This window comes from Pseudomonas sp. PDM03, assembly GCF_014852385.1.
GTDB lineage: Bacteria > Pseudomonadota > Gammaproteobacteria > Pseudomonadales > Pseudomonadaceae > Aquipseudomonas > Aquipseudomonas migulae.
The window spans coordinates 319,242-335,029 of record NZ_JACVBM010000001.1; the positions used below are offsets into that span (position 1 = coordinate 319,242).

14 protein-coding genes and 1 pseudogene are annotated in these 15,788 nt (G+C 60.5%); 9 read left to right on the top strand and 6 right to left on the bottom strand.

The genetic code is table 11. The annotated features are described in order from the left end of the window. Positions 1–15 precede the first annotated feature (15 nt). From IB254_RS01495 to IB254_RS01515, 5 genes and pseudogenes are all read right to left on the bottom strand, one after another. Positions 16–1,116: a DNA alkylation repair protein gene (locus IB254_RS01495; protein WP_192416057.1), complete on the bottom strand. Its 1,101-nt coding sequence runs from the start codon at positions 1,114–1,116 to the stop codon at positions 16–18. A 74-nt stretch (positions 1,117–1,190) separates the two neighbouring features. Next, positions 1,191–2,045 carry a DUF4434 family protein gene (locus IB254_RS01500; protein WP_192416058.1) on the bottom strand — a complete coding sequence of 285 codons (855 nt, stop codon included), beginning with the start codon at positions 2,043–2,045 and terminating at the stop codon, positions 1,191–1,193. After that, positions 2,045–5,209 (bottom strand): NfrA family protein, encoded by a 3,165-nt coding sequence (locus IB254_RS01505; protein WP_192416059.1) that lies wholly within the window; start codon positions 5,207–5,209, stop codon positions 2,045–2,047. The genes IB254_RS01500 and IB254_RS01505 overlap by 1 nt, the downstream gene beginning before the upstream one ends. Beyond that, positions 5,206–7,380 (bottom strand): cyclic di-3',5'-guanylate-activated glycosyltransferase NrfB, encoded by a 2,175-nt coding sequence (gene nrfB, locus IB254_RS01510; RefSeq protein WP_192416062.1) that lies wholly within the window; start codon positions 7,378–7,380, stop codon positions 5,206–5,208. Before nrfB ends, IB254_RS01505 begins: the two co-directional genes overlap by 4 nt. A gap of 80 nt (positions 7,381–7,460) precedes the next feature. Next, a pseudogene (locus IB254_RS01515) lies at positions 7,461–7,631 on the bottom strand (UDP-N-acetylglucosamine 2-epimerase (non-hydrolyzing)); the annotation flags it as partial. A gap of 374 nt (positions 7,632–8,005) precedes the next feature. Between IB254_RS01515 and IB254_RS01520 the strand changes: the two are divergent. The 9 genes from IB254_RS01520 (at position 8,006) to IB254_RS01560 (ending at position 15,339) form a co-directional block, all read left to right on the top strand. After that, positions 8,006–8,311 carry a plasmid stabilization protein gene (locus IB254_RS01520; RefSeq protein WP_225602221.1) on the top strand — a complete coding sequence of 102 codons (306 nt, stop codon included), beginning with the start codon at positions 8,006–8,008 and terminating at the stop codon, positions 8,309–8,311. A 348-nt stretch (positions 8,312–8,659) separates the two neighbouring features. Beyond that, positions 8,660–9,508 (top strand): transporter substrate-binding domain-containing protein, encoded by an 849-nt coding sequence (locus tag IB254_RS01525; protein WP_008033036.1) that lies wholly within the window; start codon positions 8,660–8,662, stop codon positions 9,506–9,508. Positions 9,509–9,560: 52 nt separating this feature from the next. Then, positions 9,561–10,223: an amino acid ABC transporter permease gene (locus tag IB254_RS01530; RefSeq protein ID WP_008033038.1), complete on the top strand. Its 663-nt coding sequence runs from the start codon at positions 9,561–9,563 to the stop codon at positions 10,221–10,223. A gap of 9 nt (positions 10,224–10,232) precedes the next feature. Further along, positions 10,233–10,895 carry an amino acid ABC transporter permease gene (locus IB254_RS01535; RefSeq protein WP_008033040.1) on the top strand — a complete coding sequence of 221 codons (663 nt, stop codon included), beginning with the start codon at positions 10,233–10,235 and terminating at the stop codon, positions 10,893–10,895. After that, positions 10,892–11,689, top strand: a complete 798-nt coding sequence (locus tag IB254_RS01540; protein ID WP_008033043.1) for an amino acid ABC transporter ATP-binding protein — start codon at positions 10,892–10,894, stop codon at positions 11,687–11,689. Before IB254_RS01535 ends, IB254_RS01540 begins: the two co-directional genes overlap by 4 nt. A gap of 30 nt (positions 11,690–11,719) precedes the next feature. After that, positions 11,720–12,109: a RidA family protein gene (locus tag IB254_RS01545; RefSeq protein ID WP_008033044.1), complete on the top strand. Its 390-nt coding sequence runs from the start codon at positions 11,720–11,722 to the stop codon at positions 12,107–12,109. A 142-nt stretch (positions 12,110–12,251) separates the two neighbouring features. Continuing rightward, the gene (locus tag IB254_RS01550; protein ID WP_008033782.1) at positions 12,252–13,016 is read left to right on the top strand and encodes an IclR family transcriptional regulator; all 765 of its coding nucleotides are present in this window, start codon (positions 12,252–12,254) and stop codon (positions 13,014–13,016) included. A gap of 41 nt (positions 13,017–13,057) precedes the next feature. Further along, positions 13,058–14,275, top strand: a complete 1,218-nt coding sequence (locus IB254_RS01555; protein ID WP_192416065.1) for an amino acid deaminase — start codon at positions 13,058–13,060, stop codon at positions 14,273–14,275. 131 nt (positions 14,276–14,406) lie between these two features. Beyond that, positions 14,407–15,339, top strand: coding sequence for a sugar kinase (locus IB254_RS01560; protein WP_192416067.1), 933 nt, complete (start codon positions 14,407–14,409; stop codon positions 15,337–15,339). Positions 15,340–15,479: 140 nt separating this feature from the next. Here IB254_RS01560 and IB254_RS01565 read toward each other — a convergent pair whose 3' ends face one another. Further along, a complete protein-coding gene (locus tag IB254_RS01565) occupies positions 15,480–15,755 on the bottom strand; it encodes a peptidylprolyl isomerase (RefSeq protein ID WP_007898282.1) in 276 nt (91 codons plus the stop codon). Positions 15,756–15,788 lie beyond the last annotated feature (33 nt).

Sequence of the window (15,788 nt, forward strand, 5' to 3'; positions counted from 1 at the left end):
CGGTTGGCCGCGTGTTCAGGGAAGGATTTCGAAGGCCGTGCTGGCGAGGCGTTCGCCGTTCACCAGGACGTGCACCGCGTGCCGGCCGGCGTAGTGCTTGCGCGTGGTGAGTTCCTTAATGTGTTGACCACGGCTGAGGAGGGCGGTCGCATGGCCGGGCAGCGTCAATGCCTTGAGCTTGAACACCTTCGCCGAGGTGCTGCCATTGGCTTTGACGTAATCGATGGCGTAGTCGATCACCAGGCGCTGACTGTCCTCGACCGTGGATTTAACGCTGAAGGACAAGGTGACTTTCTCCCCCAGGCCAATCACGGCCGGTTCAACGTTCACACCAATGATTTCGACCTCGGGCTTGCCGCCCGCGCCAATAATCGCCAGCGCCCGCTGGTTGCCCTGTTTGATCAGGCTGCGTAGCGCATGTCTGGCGATCCATGCGGTATGCCTGTTCTCCAGCGACCAGCCTTCGATCAGGTCCAGCACCCATTCGGGATGGTCCTTGGTGATGTCGTTGAGGTGGTTGGCCACCGACTTGCGCACGTAAAGGCTGGCGTCCGCCTTGAGGTTGTCGAGGATCGCGGCGGCGAGGCTCGGGTCAGCTTGAATCTGCTCCAGGCGAAATGACCACGGCAGGCGCGGGCGACAGCCTTCGCTGGCCAGGCGCCGGACATGTTCGTTTTCATCCAGCGACCAATCGTGCATCACGGCCAACGCGCGCTTGAGGTCACTGCGCAGGAAATAGCGGATCGCGAACTCGGCGGAGCCGAATGTGGTGAAGTATTTGAGCGCAGCCATGGACGGTTCGAAAGCATGGGCGCCGTAAGTCGCGACGTAATGCGGCAGCGAGATGCTGACGAAGCCGCTGTTCAGGCGCGGGGCGAGGGCGCGCAATACCTCCAGCGACTCTTCAAAACCCAGTGGCAGCACTGCGTGCAGAGATTCGCTGACCCGGGCCATGCGCTGCATGATCGACAGCTCGGCCAGTCCATCGTTGGCCAGTTTCAAGAAGTTTTTGGCGTTGAAGTCGGGATAGACCGCGGTCATCTCGGTGGCGATGTGCTTGAGGCGCTCGGCGTTGAAGATTTCCTTCAGGGCGGGGGCGGGTTGGTCAACGGCCATTGTCGATTCCTTTTAAATCGTTATGCGCGGCTTTTTTCAGGACTTCATCTTCAATGGTTTTATACATCGCCGACCTATTGCTTGCGCTGATTGTCGAGAATCACCTTGCCCCACGGTCGATAACGCAGGGAAAACACCGCCGTCGGATGGCAACCTGCCGAGGAGGCGTCCGGGGTGGCCGGCTCTGCGCGGAACGGCTGGCCTTCGGCGCTGACCTGCCGGAACGCTTCGCGCACGATGCCGACCGGGCAGGGCAGCGCGCTGGCGTAGCCGTTGCGCACCAGTGGCGGTAAACGCCCGGTGCCCGCGCCGTCCTGCCACCACACTTGAACACCCACGCTCGTCAGCCCATCGAGCCACTGGCCATTGACCTGTGGCGCAAGTTTGCCGGCCGTGAAGGCGCTGACGTGCAGCGGTGCGTCCAGTTTGCCGGCGAAATCCTTGAGTTGGCGCTGCAGAATTTGCCGTCGCTCGACCGCCAGGAAGTGAAAGTCATCAAGCTCCATCGGCAGGTACCAACCGCTGATCGGCAACTTCCAGTCCAGGCGCAGCCGCTGTTGCTGGGCCAGCGACTGACCGAGTTGCACCTGCCAATAAGCCGCGAGCCCGGCGCTGTCCAGCTCATCGATACGCTGGTAATAGGCCGGGTCCATGTTTAGGCCCAGTACCAGTTTCAGGCCTTGCTCGTGGGCCAGTTTCAAACTGTTGGCGAGCCAGCCATCGGCGCCACCGAAGTTTGAATCACCGTACGCCGTCCATTGCACGATGACGGTCTGCACGCCGTGTTGAGCGGTGTCCTGCCAGATCCGCTGCCATTGCGCCTGGCTCAGACTGGCGTCGACGTTCAGGGGTTGGTAAAAAATCCGCTCATCGGCGCGGGCCATTGTGCTGCTCATTAACAGGCAAAGAACCAGGAGAAAACGCGTCATCAGAAATTCAACTCCACACCCAGCAACACACCGTTGCCGCCTTCATACAGGTTGCCGCTCAGGGATTGCTGATACTCGGTACGAACCGTCAGGTGCGCGCGGTAAGCGTTGTAGATGTCGTCGTCGAACCACCATTGCCAGCGCAGGCCGATACCGGTGCGCAGGTCCTGGCGCCAGTCATTGTTCGGGTCCTGGCTGGCGAACTCGAGAAAGCCGTACGGCATGACGGTTTGCGCACCGTTGAACGGCAACTTCCAGGTGTGACCTTGCTGGAAGCGCGACAGCCATTGGTGATCACCGGCCTTGGTCCACCACGCGGCGTCGAGGTAGAGGAAGCGTTCCTCCCAATCGTTTTCATCAATGCGCCAGTCGTTGCGGAATCGTCCCTGATCAAGAAACGAGGCCGTGGCACGCAACAGGTAATCAGTGCTGGTGTGACCGTCCTGGCGGTGATCGTTGAACTGGTCGGCGAGTTTTTCAGGAATCAGCAATTGACCCAGGCTCAGGCGCTGATTGTCGTTGTCATCGAACGAACTCTGTTTGTAGAGCTCGCCGTAGAAGTTGATGTTCGCCGTACCCCAGGGCTTGTAGCGCAGACCCACGCCGGTGCCGAGGGATTCGCCGTAACTCGATCGACCCTGACCGCCAAGCAGTACGCGGCCATAAACCGACAACGTGCTGCCGGCGCGACTCGGCTCTTCGCCGAGCGCATGGTCCCAGATCGCCACTTGTACGTTCTGTGAGGTGGCGCGTCGTGAGCTGTCGCGCAAGGTGCCGTTGGGGCGGAAGCTGTCGTTGGTCGAGACGCCGGCCGGTGACCAGGTGCTGGCCAGCGTGCGGCTGTCGCGACGGGACAGGGTTTCGTGAGCGCGGCGCTGGCGATAACGCCTGGCTTCCATGCTGCCGTCCTCATCGTCGGCGGCTACCGGGTGCTGTTCCAGGTCAATGACCCGGCGCAATTCCTTGCGTGCCGCCGCGCTGTCCTTCACTTCGTCATAACGCAGCGCCAGGGTTTCGCCGAGGCGATAGTCTTCCGGAAAATCACGGGTGGCGCTTTGCAGATAAGGGATGGCGTGGGCGCGCTGTTCCCGGGTGTCGGCCCCCGCGAGACGCATGCCGTAATCGGCGCGATAGCGCGGGTTGTGCGGTTCGCGACGCACGGCTTCGGCGAGCCACGCGGTGCTTTGTTCCAGTTCGCCGGCCTTTTGCGCGGTGACCGACGCTGCGTAGAAATGCCCGGCATCCGGCGCCTGCTGCAAGGCTGAACGCTGACGTTGCAATGCTTCGTGATGATCGCCGCGCGCGTCGGCAATCGCCGCACCCAGCGCCCATTCATTGGCCCCTCGGGCGCGACTGTGTTGCCAGTAACGTTCTGCGAGCTGCGTGTCGCCCGCGGTGAGGGCGCTGCGGCTGGCCGTCAGTTTGGCGTTATCGCTCAACTCAGCCTCCGGCAGGCTGCGCCAGATGGCCAGGGCGCCCGCCGAATCACCGGACGCTTCCAGCGCATACGCCAGCGGCAGACGACTGCCACGGTCGCCGAGTTTTTCTGCGGTCTGGTAGTAGACGACGGCTTCACCCGGCCGATCCGGCATGGCGCAACTGCCCAGGGCTCGATAGTCGCCTGCGACCTGCGGGTGGTCGCCAATGGCTTGTTGCACCGCGTCGCACTGACCTTTCTCGGCCAGTTGCGCCAGCAGTTGGCCGCGTGTGACGGGATCGACGCGATTGAGCAGCGACACCATGCGTTTCTGCTGCGCCGGGGTCGGCGTCGATGAGGCATAGAGCCCCGCCAGCCGTTGCAGCAGGGCAACGGGCAACTTGCCGCCATGACGGTCATAGGCGTTTTCGAGCAACTGTTGCGCGTGTTCGCGCTGGCCGGCGTTCAGCGCCAGATACGTTGCCTGATTGAGCGAGCCGAGGTTGCCGGTCTGCTGGTAGTGTCGCTCCCAGAGCGTCGCGGCTTCTGTATTGCGACCCAGGGCTTGCACCAGTTCGGCCCGGCGTTTGACCACGTCAGCCGTCTGTGGCTGGCCGGCGAGCCAGGCCATGACCTTGTCGCTCTCGCCCTGGTCCTGCCAGATGTCCAGCAGCCGTGCCTGGCGGCGACTGTCCCAGGGTTCGGGCAGGCGCGTGCCTTGCAGCAGCTCGGTGTCTTGCAGGCGCTGGGCCAGGATCAACCATTTTTGCGGGTCATCGTTCGGCTGGCAGTCACGCAGCTGCGTGCGTGCGGCTTGCGGATCGCGACCGGACAACCATTCGGCCGTCTCCAGGCACGGGCGCTGCAATTCGCTACTCAAGCGTTGCACAGTCGGTATATCGCCGCTTTGTCGAGCCAGTTCCCACAGGCGCTGGCGTTGCGCCGGATCCGCCAGTTCGCTGGCGGGCAATGATTGAATCCAGCGTTGAGCCTGTTGCACTTGGCCCATGGCGATCGCCCGATCGATCATCGCGAGGCGTGCCTTGCGCGCGGCTTCGGGTGACGGGGCTTGCTGCAGCAATTGCTGCAAAGGCTGTTCGTCGAGCCGCTGCACATAGGCGTTGGCCAGTCGCTGCCAGCCTTCGGCGTCCAGTTGATCGCTGGCGGCCAATGGCGCCAGTTGCTCGATGGTGCCGTTCCAGTCGCGCAATTGCTCGGACCAATTGGAGCGGGCCAGTTGCAGGATGTTGTCGTCACCCTTGGGCGTCAGTTGTGCCAGCCAGTCGTGAGCCCTGCCAGCGCCACCAAACTTCGCGAGGCTCAAGCTATAGGCCTGCCACAGGCGTACTCGCTGGCTGAGGTTGCTGTTGGCAATCCATTGTTCTACTTGCTCGCTGCCCGGAGGATCCTGTTCGATCCAGGTCAGGCGCAGGTTGAGCAGGGCGTCGTTGTTGTCCGGGTTGTCCGGCAGCGCCTGCACGGCATCCTTGTACCGTCGTTGCTTGGCCAGCGCTTCCACCAACAGGGCGCGGGCTTCATCGTTTTTCGGCACCTTGACCAGCAGGTGGCGCATCAGCCGTTCGACCTCGGCCCAGTTGCCCTTTTTCGCTTCGCGGTAGCTGCGATCCATGTAGGGGAAACTGCGAAATTGTTCGAACTCGGTCAGCGGTTCAGCCTGTACCCATGAGCTGGTGGCCAGGCTCAGCAACAGACTGCCAATGAGGAGGGCATGACGATCAGGCTTCATGCAACCTCCCGGACAATGCGGAAGGCCGCTTGCTGTTCACTGGCCTGGTCGGCCAGGGCCTGTTCGAGCACTTCCTGCGTGATCATGCCGCGCGAGATGAGGTGTTCACCCAAGGACATGTGCTCGGCATCGAAGTCGATCAAAGCCTGATTGAACAGGCTCGGCGGGACCATGCCGCGCACTTGCAGCAGATTGCCCAGCAGCACCTGGTGATGGCTGACGCGTTCGAGCAAGGCTTCATCGTCCTGATGACGCTCAAGCACTTCGAGCATGTGGTGCACTTCCTTATTCTGGCGGGGGCTGGCGTACCAGTAGCGGATACCCAGCGTGACCCGGCCCTGAGGCGCAAGACGGCAGCGCACCGGGCGTTTCAATTGACGGCTGATGGCGCCGAGGGAGACCTGGCTCACCGGCCCTTCGGAGGCCAGCACCAGGGTGTTGCCTTCCTCGGCCACCGGCAGCACGCCGTAGTGGGAGGCGATCTTGCGCGGCACGGCATCGATCAGGCGCTTGTCGAGTTTGAACGGGTTCAGTGGTGCCCATTCGAGATCCAGCTGCTCGGCGAGGGTTTCTACCAGTTGCGTGCTGTCGATGTGTTCACGCAGCAGCAGTTCGTGGCCCAGACGCCGGCGTATCGGGTTGGTGATCGCCGCTTCCAGTTGCTCTTCGGTGAGCAGGCCTTTTTCCACCAGGCGATGACCCAGCGGCGTGCGCTGGGCTTTGGTCAGGGCCGGGAATTCGTGGGTGGTCTTGTCCCACGCCACACGGCGCGAATCGCCCATTTCCATGACCTGGCGCAGCGCCCGCACGTTGGCGAAGAAGTTGATGAAGTTGCTCCATATCATGCGCGGTGCCGACAACAGGCCTTCGACGAGCCCGTAGTAACGGGTGACGAACCAGCCACGCTGGAACAGCCGATTGATCAGCATCAAACCGTTGAGCCACAAGAGCGTAGCGAGCACCGGGCTGTTGGACAGGATCGACGGATAGCGCCAGGCGGTGGGTGCAATCACTGTCATCAGCCACATCGCCAGCAGCACGAGGCACAACAGGTTCACCAGGAAACTCAGTAGGTAAGCGATCATGCCGCGACGGTCGCGCCAGAGGAAATAGTTGAGCACGCCCGTGGGGCTCCAGCCGAGGTTCTTGGTGCCTTGAAAGACGATGCCGACGATCCAGCGCGATTTCTGGCGGATGGCATGCTGAAAGTCCCGGGGGAAATGCTCGCGAACGCAGATGACCTGGGAAAACACGCGGTCCATGCCGAACGCCCAGGGCTGTTCGAGCGCCAGTTTCGGGTCGGTCACCGAGTAACGGGCAAAGATGCACTTCATGCCTTTTTGCTTGAGGCGGAAACCGATGTCGTAGTCTTCGGTCAGGCTCTGCACGTCGAAGGCGATGCCGTCACCGTCTTCGAGCAGGGCACTGATGGCTTTACGGCTGAAGCAGGTGCCGACCCCGGCGCTGGGCACCTGGCCGGTCATGGCTTCGCGGACGATTACATCCTTGCCATGGTTCTCGGCGAACTCGTCGACGTAATGCCCGGCGGTGAAGCCTCGCCACTCCGGCGCATAGGGGTAGACCGGAATCTGGATCAGGTCCTTGGCCGGCAGCAGGTAGTTGAAGAGGCGCAATTCCATCGGCGAAATCACGTCTTCGGCATCGTGCAGAATGAACCCGGAAAACTGGATTTTCGCCTCGCTTTCAAAGCGCAGGATCGCATCGATGATGTTGTTCAGGCAGTCGGCCTTACTGGTGGGGCCGGGGCGGGCGCAGACCACTTTGTGCACGTTGGGGTAGTGCTGGCAGACCGCATCGACGTCGGCCTGCGTCTCGGCATCGTTGGGGTACGTACCGACGAAAATCTGATAGTTCTCGTAATCGATGGTCGACGCCGCCAGGCGCGCCATTTCACCGACCACACCGACTTCGTTCCACGCCGGGACCATGATTGCCAGGGGTTTTTCGGCGATGGCGTAAAGGCGCTCTTCATCCGCGCGCTTGAATTTTTCGTAGATCCGCCAGCGTCGGACCAGCTTGCGGCCCCAGTACACGAGGTCGATGAACAGGTCATCGAGCCCGAGGAGGAACATCAATAACGCCAGGGTGATCGCGAGGTATTTGAGACCGAACAGGACGTAGGCAAAAAAATCGACAAAACCGAAAGTCATCGTGCTTTGACCGCCGCCGAGCGCACATTCAGCCACTCGAACAATCGAGTGCCGAAGCGTTCGCTGGCGTGGCCGTCGCCGAAGGGGTTGTGAACGCGGCTCATGCGTTCGAAGTGGACCTCGTCATCCTGTTGGCCGGTGGCGCAGAAGCTCAGTCTGCCCCCGGACAATTGACGCAACACTCTGGCGAGTGGCGCCATCTTGATGGCCTCCGGACGCGTACCGAAAACCATCATGATGTTGAAAGACATTGACCCCTCCTGGGAATGTGGCAAGGCTCTGGCTCAAGGCCAGCAATGCTTTGCCGCTTACTGAGATGTAAATGAAAGCAGCCGGATTGGAGCTTGTCCAATTGGGTTTGAGGCTTGATTGATGTCAATTAATTGCAGCAAATGCTCGGTCGATTATGGTTGCACCGCCGAGTATGGACGATAGAAAACTGCCGATCGCACTCATGTAAAACATCCTTGTCTTTGACCCGTCGGACGGGTGGGCTGCCGGCCATATGCTAGTCGTTCGATATGCCAAGTAAAAGATTTTGATTCGATAGGTTGCGTGGCCTCGTAGAGACGGGCTTCGGGTTGGTGAAACCGGTGGTTTTTTTCCTACAGCAACTCGGACGTGTATGGCCGTGTTTCGGGATCTGGCCCACAGCAGACTCGGAAATGGCGAAACGCGTGACGTGATATTTTTTGTTCTTCTGCATCTTGGCGCGAGTATCTCAGAATTGAAAAAGAAGCCCATGGGCTTGCTTGCCGCTGGCGGCGTCCAATCCGTTGCAATACTCAACCGAGATGGACCAGTGTTTTGTTGCGTCCCGGCCAAAGAGGACGAAGCCGTGATCTCCAGACTAGAAGATTTGGAGTTGATTTCCTTTTGTCATGAACGAGAAAACGACCCGACCATAAAAGTTTCAATTGATGATCTATGAGCTGGTGTTTGCTGAAACGGTCTGGAAAGAATGAAAGAAGCCCAGAGCAAACTTGAAGGAACAGTTCAGAATTGACCGTTAATTCCTCAATGCACCTTCCATTCGTTCCAGGTGCATCACGCACCGATTGTGAACCTGATACTCGCCCTTCGTAGCAAACGGTAGCGCTTCTCTTCTCTACGTTTCGTAACACCTTTTCCGCGCTTTCGCGCATCCCGCTGATTCACAAGACTTTTCAATCTCCCCAACATTCTCTCCACAACCTGTGGCACACTTTCTGCTGTCTATTCCGTTGTTACATACTAAGTTCCGGTATAGCGGAATAAACATCATCCTGGAGTGCTTGCCATGCATCGCCGACCTTCCTTGTTTAAAGCGTGTGTTTTTCTTTTTGCAGCTTCGGCTGCTGCCATGGGCGTAGCCCAGGCGGCGGACAGCAAGCTCGATAGCGTGCTGGCCCGTGGGAAACTGATCGTGGGCACGGGCAGTACCAATGCGCCGTGGCATTTCCAGGGAGCGGACGGCAAGTTGCAGGGGTTCGATATCGATATCGCGCGAATGGTCGCCAAAGGGTTGTTCAACGACCCGAGCAAGGTCGAGTTCGTGGTGCAGTCGTCCGATGCGCGGATTCCCAACCTGCTGACCGACAAGGTCGACATGAGTTGCCAGTTCATTACCGTGACCGCCAGCCGTGCGCAGCAAGTGGCGTTCACGCTGCCGTACTACCGCGAAGGTGTCGGCCTGCTGTTGCCGGCCAACAGCAAGTACAAGGAAATCGAAGACCTCAAGGCGGCCAATGACAGCGTGACCGTGGCGGTGCTGCAGAACGTTTACGCTGAAGAACTGGTGCACCAGGCGCTGCCCAAGGCCAAGGTCGATCAGTACGACAGCGTGGATTTGATGTACCAGGCCGTGAACTCCGGTCGTGCCGACGCCGCTGCCACCGACCAGTCTTCGGTCAAGTACCTGATGGTGCAGAACCCCGGTCGCTATCGCAGCCCGACCTACGCCTGGAGCCCGCAAACGTACGCGTGCGCAGTTAAACGCGGCGATCAGGACTGGCTGAACTTCGTCAACACCACGTTGCATGAAGCCATGACCGGCGTTGAATTCCCGACGTATGCGGCGTCCTTCAAACAGTGGTTCGGTGTGGATCTGCCTACCCCGGCCATCGGTTTTCCCGTCGAATTCAAATGACCCCGTGAGAGTGGGGCGCCCATAACGCGCCCCGTTCAAGGTACTGCTGACCATGAACTATCAGTTGAACTTTGCCGCCGTGTGGCGCGATTTCGACACCTTGCTGGCGGGGCTCGGACTGGGCCTGGAGCTGGCGCTGGTGTCGATCGCCATCGGTTGCGTGATCGGCCTGATGATGGCGTTTGCTTTGCTCTCAAAGCACCGCGCATTACGGGTGATGGCGTCGGTGTATGTGACGGTGATCCGTAATACGCCGATTCTGGTGTTGATTCTGTTGATCTACTTCGCGTTGCCGAGCCTGGGGATTCGTCTGGACAAGATCCCGTCGTTCATCATCACCCTGTCGCTGTATGCCGGGGCGTACCTGACCGAAGTGTTCCGTGGCGGGTTGTTGAGCATTCCCAAGGGCCAGCGTGAAGCCGGGTTGGCCATCGGCCTGGGCGAGTGGCAGGTCAAGGCCTACGTCACTGTGCCGGTGATGTTGCGCAACGTGCTGCCGGCCTTGTCGAACAACTTCATTTCGCTGTTCAAGGACACCTCGCTGGCGGCGGCGATTGCCGTGCCCGAGCTGACCTATTACGCGCGCAAGATCAATGTCGAGAGCTACCGGGTGATTGAAACCTGGCTGGTGACCACAGCGCTCTATGTTGCGGCCTGTTACCTCATTGCCATGATGCTGCGTTACCTCGAGCAGCGTCTGGCGATCCGCCGATAGGAGGCCCTCATGTACGAATCACCCAGTTGGTTGCATGAGTTATGGGTTGCCCGCGAAGTGTTGTGGCAAGGCTTCCTGACCAGTGTGCAGGTCTCGGCGCTGGCGATTTTGCTGGGCACGATGGTCGGCATAGTCGCCGGTCTGGTGCTGACTTACGGCAAGTTCTGGATGCGTGCGCCGTTCCGTTTTTACGTGGACATTATTCGCGGCACGCCGGTGTTTGTGTTGGTACTCGCTTGCTTCTACATGGCGCCCGCATTGGGCTGGCAGATCAGTGCATTCCAGGCCGGAGCCTTGGGGTTGACGCTGTTCTGCGGTTCCCACGTCGCCGAGATTGTGCGCGGCGCGCTGCAAGCGTTGCCGAGCGGTCAGATGGAAGCGAGCAAGGCGATTGGCCTGACGTTTTATCAAGCCCTCGGTTATGTGCTGTTGCCTCAGGCGCTGCGGCAGATCCTGCCGACCTGGGTCAATTCGTCCACCGAGATCGTCAAGGCCTCGACGCTGCTGTCGGTGATCGGCGTGGCCGAGTTGCTGCTCAGCACCCAGCAGATCATTGCCCGAACCTTCATGACGCTGGAGTTTTACCTGTTCGCCGGATTTCTGTTTTTCGTCATCAACTACGCCATCGAATTACTCGGCCGGCACATTGAAAAGCGGGTGGCCTTGCCATGACTCAACCTCAAGTTTCGAACGTTCCAAATGAGCAGCCCTTGCTGGACATTCGCGGGCTGCACAAAAAATATGGCCAGCTCGAAGTGCTCAAGGGCGTCGACCTGACCATGCAGCGCGGCAACGTGGTCACGCTGATCGGCTCCAGTGGTTCGGGCAAGACCACGCTGCTGCGCTGCGTGAACATGCTCGAAGAATTCCAGGGCGGACAGATCATGCTCGATGGCGAATCCATCGGCTATGACGAGGTCAACGGCAAGCGCATACGCCACCCGGAAAAAGTCATCGCCCGCCATCGCGCCATGACCGGCATGGCGTTCCAGCAGTTCAACCTGTTCCCGCACCTGACCGCGCTGCAGAACGTCACCTTGGGTTTGCTCAAGGTCAAAAAACTGCACAAGGACGAGGCTGTCGCGCTCGCCGAAAAATGGCTCGAGCGGGTTGGTTTGCTGGAGCGCCGCGATCACTATCCGGGGCAGTTGTCGGGCGGTCAGCAGCAGCGCGTGGCGATTGCCCGGGCGATTGCAATGAACCCGAGCCTGATGCTGTTCGACGAAGTCACCTCGGCCCTCGACCCGGAACTGGTGGGCGAAGTGCTGAGCGTGATCAAGGGCCTGGCCGAGGATGGCATGACCATGCTGTTGGTGACCCACGAAATGCGCTTCGCTTTCGAGGTCTCGGACAAGATCGTATTCATGAATCAGGGGCGTATCGAAGAGCAGGGGCCTCCCAAGGAGCTGTTCGAACGCCCGCAATCACCGCGTCTGGCTGAGTTCCTCAAAAACACGCGGTTTTAACTTTTAGCTTTTCAATCAGGAGAAACACTCATGAGCATTACTCGTTACGGCACCGGCAGCAGCGCCGCTGGCGGTACGCCTCGTCCTTTCGCCCGCGCCGTTGAAGCCGACGGCTGGCTGCACGTTTCTGGCCAGGTGCCGGCGTTGGATGGCGAGATCATTGTTGGCGGCATCGTCGAGCAGACTCACCAGACCATGAAGAACCTGATCGCGATTCTCGAAGAGGCCGGTTATGGCCTCGAAGACGTGGTGCGCGCCGGGGTGTGGCTGGAAGATCCGCGGGATTTCACCAGTTTCAACAAGGTCTTCTCCGAGTACTTCAAACCCGAACACGCACCGGCCCGGGCCTGCGTGCAGGCGAACATGATGGTTGATTGCAAGGTTGAGATCGACTGCATCGCGTACAAGAAAAAGGCCTGAACCGAGTCGCGCCCATCGCTGGCAAGCCAGCTCCTACAAGGACCACGCAAACCTGTAGGAGCCGGCTTGCCGGCGATGGCGGCCTAACGGTCGACACGGCACTCTGGGTAAACTCCCGGCACTTTGATTGGGAAACACTGACATGACCGAAGACACCATCAAGCGCCGGGCTCGCGGTCTGGACCGGGCGTTCGATATCCTCGATTTCCTCAAGGAAATCGGCCAGCCCCTGCGTCCGAATGAAATTGCCAGTGGCATCGGCAGCCCGAAATCCACGGTCTACGAGCTGGTGGCGTCCTTGCTCGAACGGCGGATTCTGGAGCCCGTGGGCAAGGACGGTCACGTCTACCTCGGCCGTCAGCTGTACTTCCTCGGGCAGGCGCATTTGCGTCATTTCGACCTGACCCGAGAGGCCGATCACGCCTTGCAGGAGATCGTCAGCCAGACCCATGAAACCGCGCAGATGTGCCTGCTCAACGGGCGCAAATACACGGTGGCATTGATGAAAGAGGGCGAGCGGCATTTCCGCATTTCCTCGGACATCGGCGAGAACGCGCCGATCCCCTGGACCGCGTCCGGGCGCCTGTTGCTGGCGCACCTGAGCGACCAGGAAATCATCGACCTGATCGATCACGACGACTTCATCCTGCCCAACGGTGAACGCCTGCCGCTGGAGCAGTTTCTCGGTGAAATCCGTCAGGCCGGTATCGACGGTTTTTTCTCCTTCGACAGTGTCGCCGACACCTTTACCCATTGCTTCGCCGCCCCGGTCAAAGACCCGAACGGCGTGGCCATTGCGACCCTGTGCATCGTCGCCCCACGGGCCGATGCCAAGACGCATTACAACGACTATCGCCGGGTGTTGATCGACAACGCCAACCGCCTGGCCCGTCGCATTAACGAATAACAGCGGCTGTTCGCGGCCGCGAAAATGTGAGGAGTTCTACCATGTCTTCTGCCCAAAATACTGCTGCCGTGGAAAAGGGCTCTGCCCAGGCCGGTGCCCATCTGGTGCGTGACGTCAGCCTGCCGGCGCTGGTACTGCACCGCGAGGCGCTGGAACACAACATTCGCTGGATGCAGGCGTTCGTCAGCAACAGCGGTGCCGAACTCGCGCCTCACGGCAAAACCAGCATGACCCCGGCCTTGTTTCGCCGCCAACTGGACGCCGGCGCCTGGGGCATCACCCTGGCCAGCGCCACGCAAACCCGCGCGGCGTACGCGCATGGTGTACGTCGGGTGCTGATGGCCAACCAACTGGTGGGGACGCCGAACATGGCGCTGATCGCCGATCTGCTGGCGGACCCGACGTTCGATTTCCATTGCATGGTCGATCACCCAGACAACGTCGCTGACCTCGGCGCGTATTTCGCCTCGCGCGGTGTGCGCCTGAACGTGATGATCGAGTACGGCGTGGTGGGTGGCCGTTGCGGTTGCCGGACCGAAGAGGAAGTGATCGCCCTGGCCAAGGCCATCAGCGCACAACCCGCGTTGGCACTGACTGGTATCGAAGGTTATGAAGGCGTGATTCACGGTGATCATGCGGTCACCGGCATTCGCGCGTTCGCCGCGTCGCTGGTGCGTCTGGCGGTGCAATTGCAGGACAGCGGCGCGTTCGCCATTGCCAAGCCGATCATCACTGCGTCGGGTTCGGCCTGGTATGACCTGATCGCCGAGTCCTTCGAAGCGCAGAACGCTGGCGGGCGTTTCCTCAGCGTTTTGCGTCCTGGCAGCTACGTAGCCCACGACCATGGCATCTATAAAGAAGCGCAATGCTGCGTGCTCGACCGTCGTAGCGATCTGCACGAAGGCCTGCGCCCGGCGCTGGAAGTCTGGGCCCATGTGCAATCGTTGCCAGAACCGGGTTTTGCGGTGATCGCCCTGGGCAAGCGCGACGTGGCCTACGACGCCGGGCTGCCGGTGCCGTTGCTGCGTTACAAGGCTGGTGTGGTGCCGGCAAAGGGTGACGACGTCAGTGCCTGCAAGGTGACGGCGGTGATGGATCAGCACGCGTTCATGACCGTGGCGCCGGGGATTGAACTGCGGGTGGGCGACATCATTTCGTTCGGCACTTCGCACCCGTGCCTGACGTTCGACAAGTGGCGCACGGGGTGTCTGGTGGATGAGCAGTTGAATGTCATCGAAACCATGGAAACCTGTTTCTAAGGTTCCAGACCGAGGCGCGGCCATCGCCAGCAAGCCGGCTCCTACAATGGAATGCGTTCCCCCTGTAGGAGCCGGCTTGCTGGCGATGGCGCCCGCCGAGACACCACCGAACCACCAGAGACACCACAACAATGAACACCATCAACACACTCGGCCCCAACATCCCGCGCATCGCCCTGATCGGCGAATGCATGATCGAGTTGCAACACCGCGCCGACGGCAGTCTGCAACAGAGCTTCGGCGGCGATACCTTGAACACGGCGGTCTATCTGTCCCGGGAACTCGGCGAAGGCGGCAGCGTTGATTACGTCACCGCCCTGGGCGATGACAGTTTCAGCGATGCCATGTGCCGAAGCTGGGCCGCCGAAAACATCGGCCTGGACATGGTCCAGCGCCTGCCCGGTCGCTTGCCCGGTTTGTACTGCATCCAGACCGACGCCGCCGGTGAGCGTCGCTTTTTGTACTGGCGCAACGAAGCCGCCGTCCGCGATTGCTTTACCACGCCAGCCGCCGCGCCGATCCTCGCGGCGCTGCCGGATTACGACGTGCTGTATTTCAGCGGCATCACCCTGGCGGTACTCGGTGTGCAAGGTCGGGAGAAGTTGCTGGAAACCCTGATCGAAGCGCGGCAGCGGGATGCACGGATCGTGTTCGACAACAACTACCGGCCACGTTTGTGGGCGTCGATCGAGGACGCTCGGGCGGCGTATCGCAGCGTGTTGCCGTATGTCGATCTGGCGTTGCTGACTGTCGACGACGAACAGGCGTTGTTTCATTTTTCCGATTGCGAGGCGGTGTTCGCCGCTTACGAGCAGGTGGGTACGCCGGAAGTGGTGCTCAAGCGTGGTGCCGAAGCGTGCCTGATTCGCTGTGAGGGCGAGTCGTTCGAGGTGCCGGCGCAGAAGGTCGAACGCGTTGTGGACACGACGGCGGCGGGGGATTCGTTCAGTGCGGCTTACCTGGCCAGTCGGCTCAAGGGGGGGAGCCCGGTGGAGGCGGCCGAGGCGGGGCATCGGTTGGCGAGTCGGGTGATTCAGGTGCCGGGGGCGTTGATTCCCAAGTAAGTGGTGAATGGCCGCTGGCTGCGCCACCGGATCGCGAGCAGGCTCACTCCCACAAGGTTTGTGTCGTACCCAAATTGGTGATCAACACACAAATCCTGTGGGAGCTGGCCTGCCAGCGATGGGGCCCTCAAGCCAACCCATCAATCCCGATAAAATACCTGCACCAGGTGATAGCCAAACTTGCTCTTGATCGGCCCATGCACCACCCGCAACGGCTTCTTGAAAATCACCGCATCAATCACACCGACCATCTGCCCTGGCCGTACTTCACCGAGATCACCGCCGCGCTTGCCGGACGGGCAGGTGGAATACTTCTTGGCCAGCACATCGAAGGCTTCGCCCTTGGCGATGCGTTGTTTGAGCTGCTCGGCTTCTTCCGAGGTTTTCACCAGAATATGGCGGGCTTGAGCTTTCATGGTGCGAGTACCTTGCAACGGTAGTGGCTATGT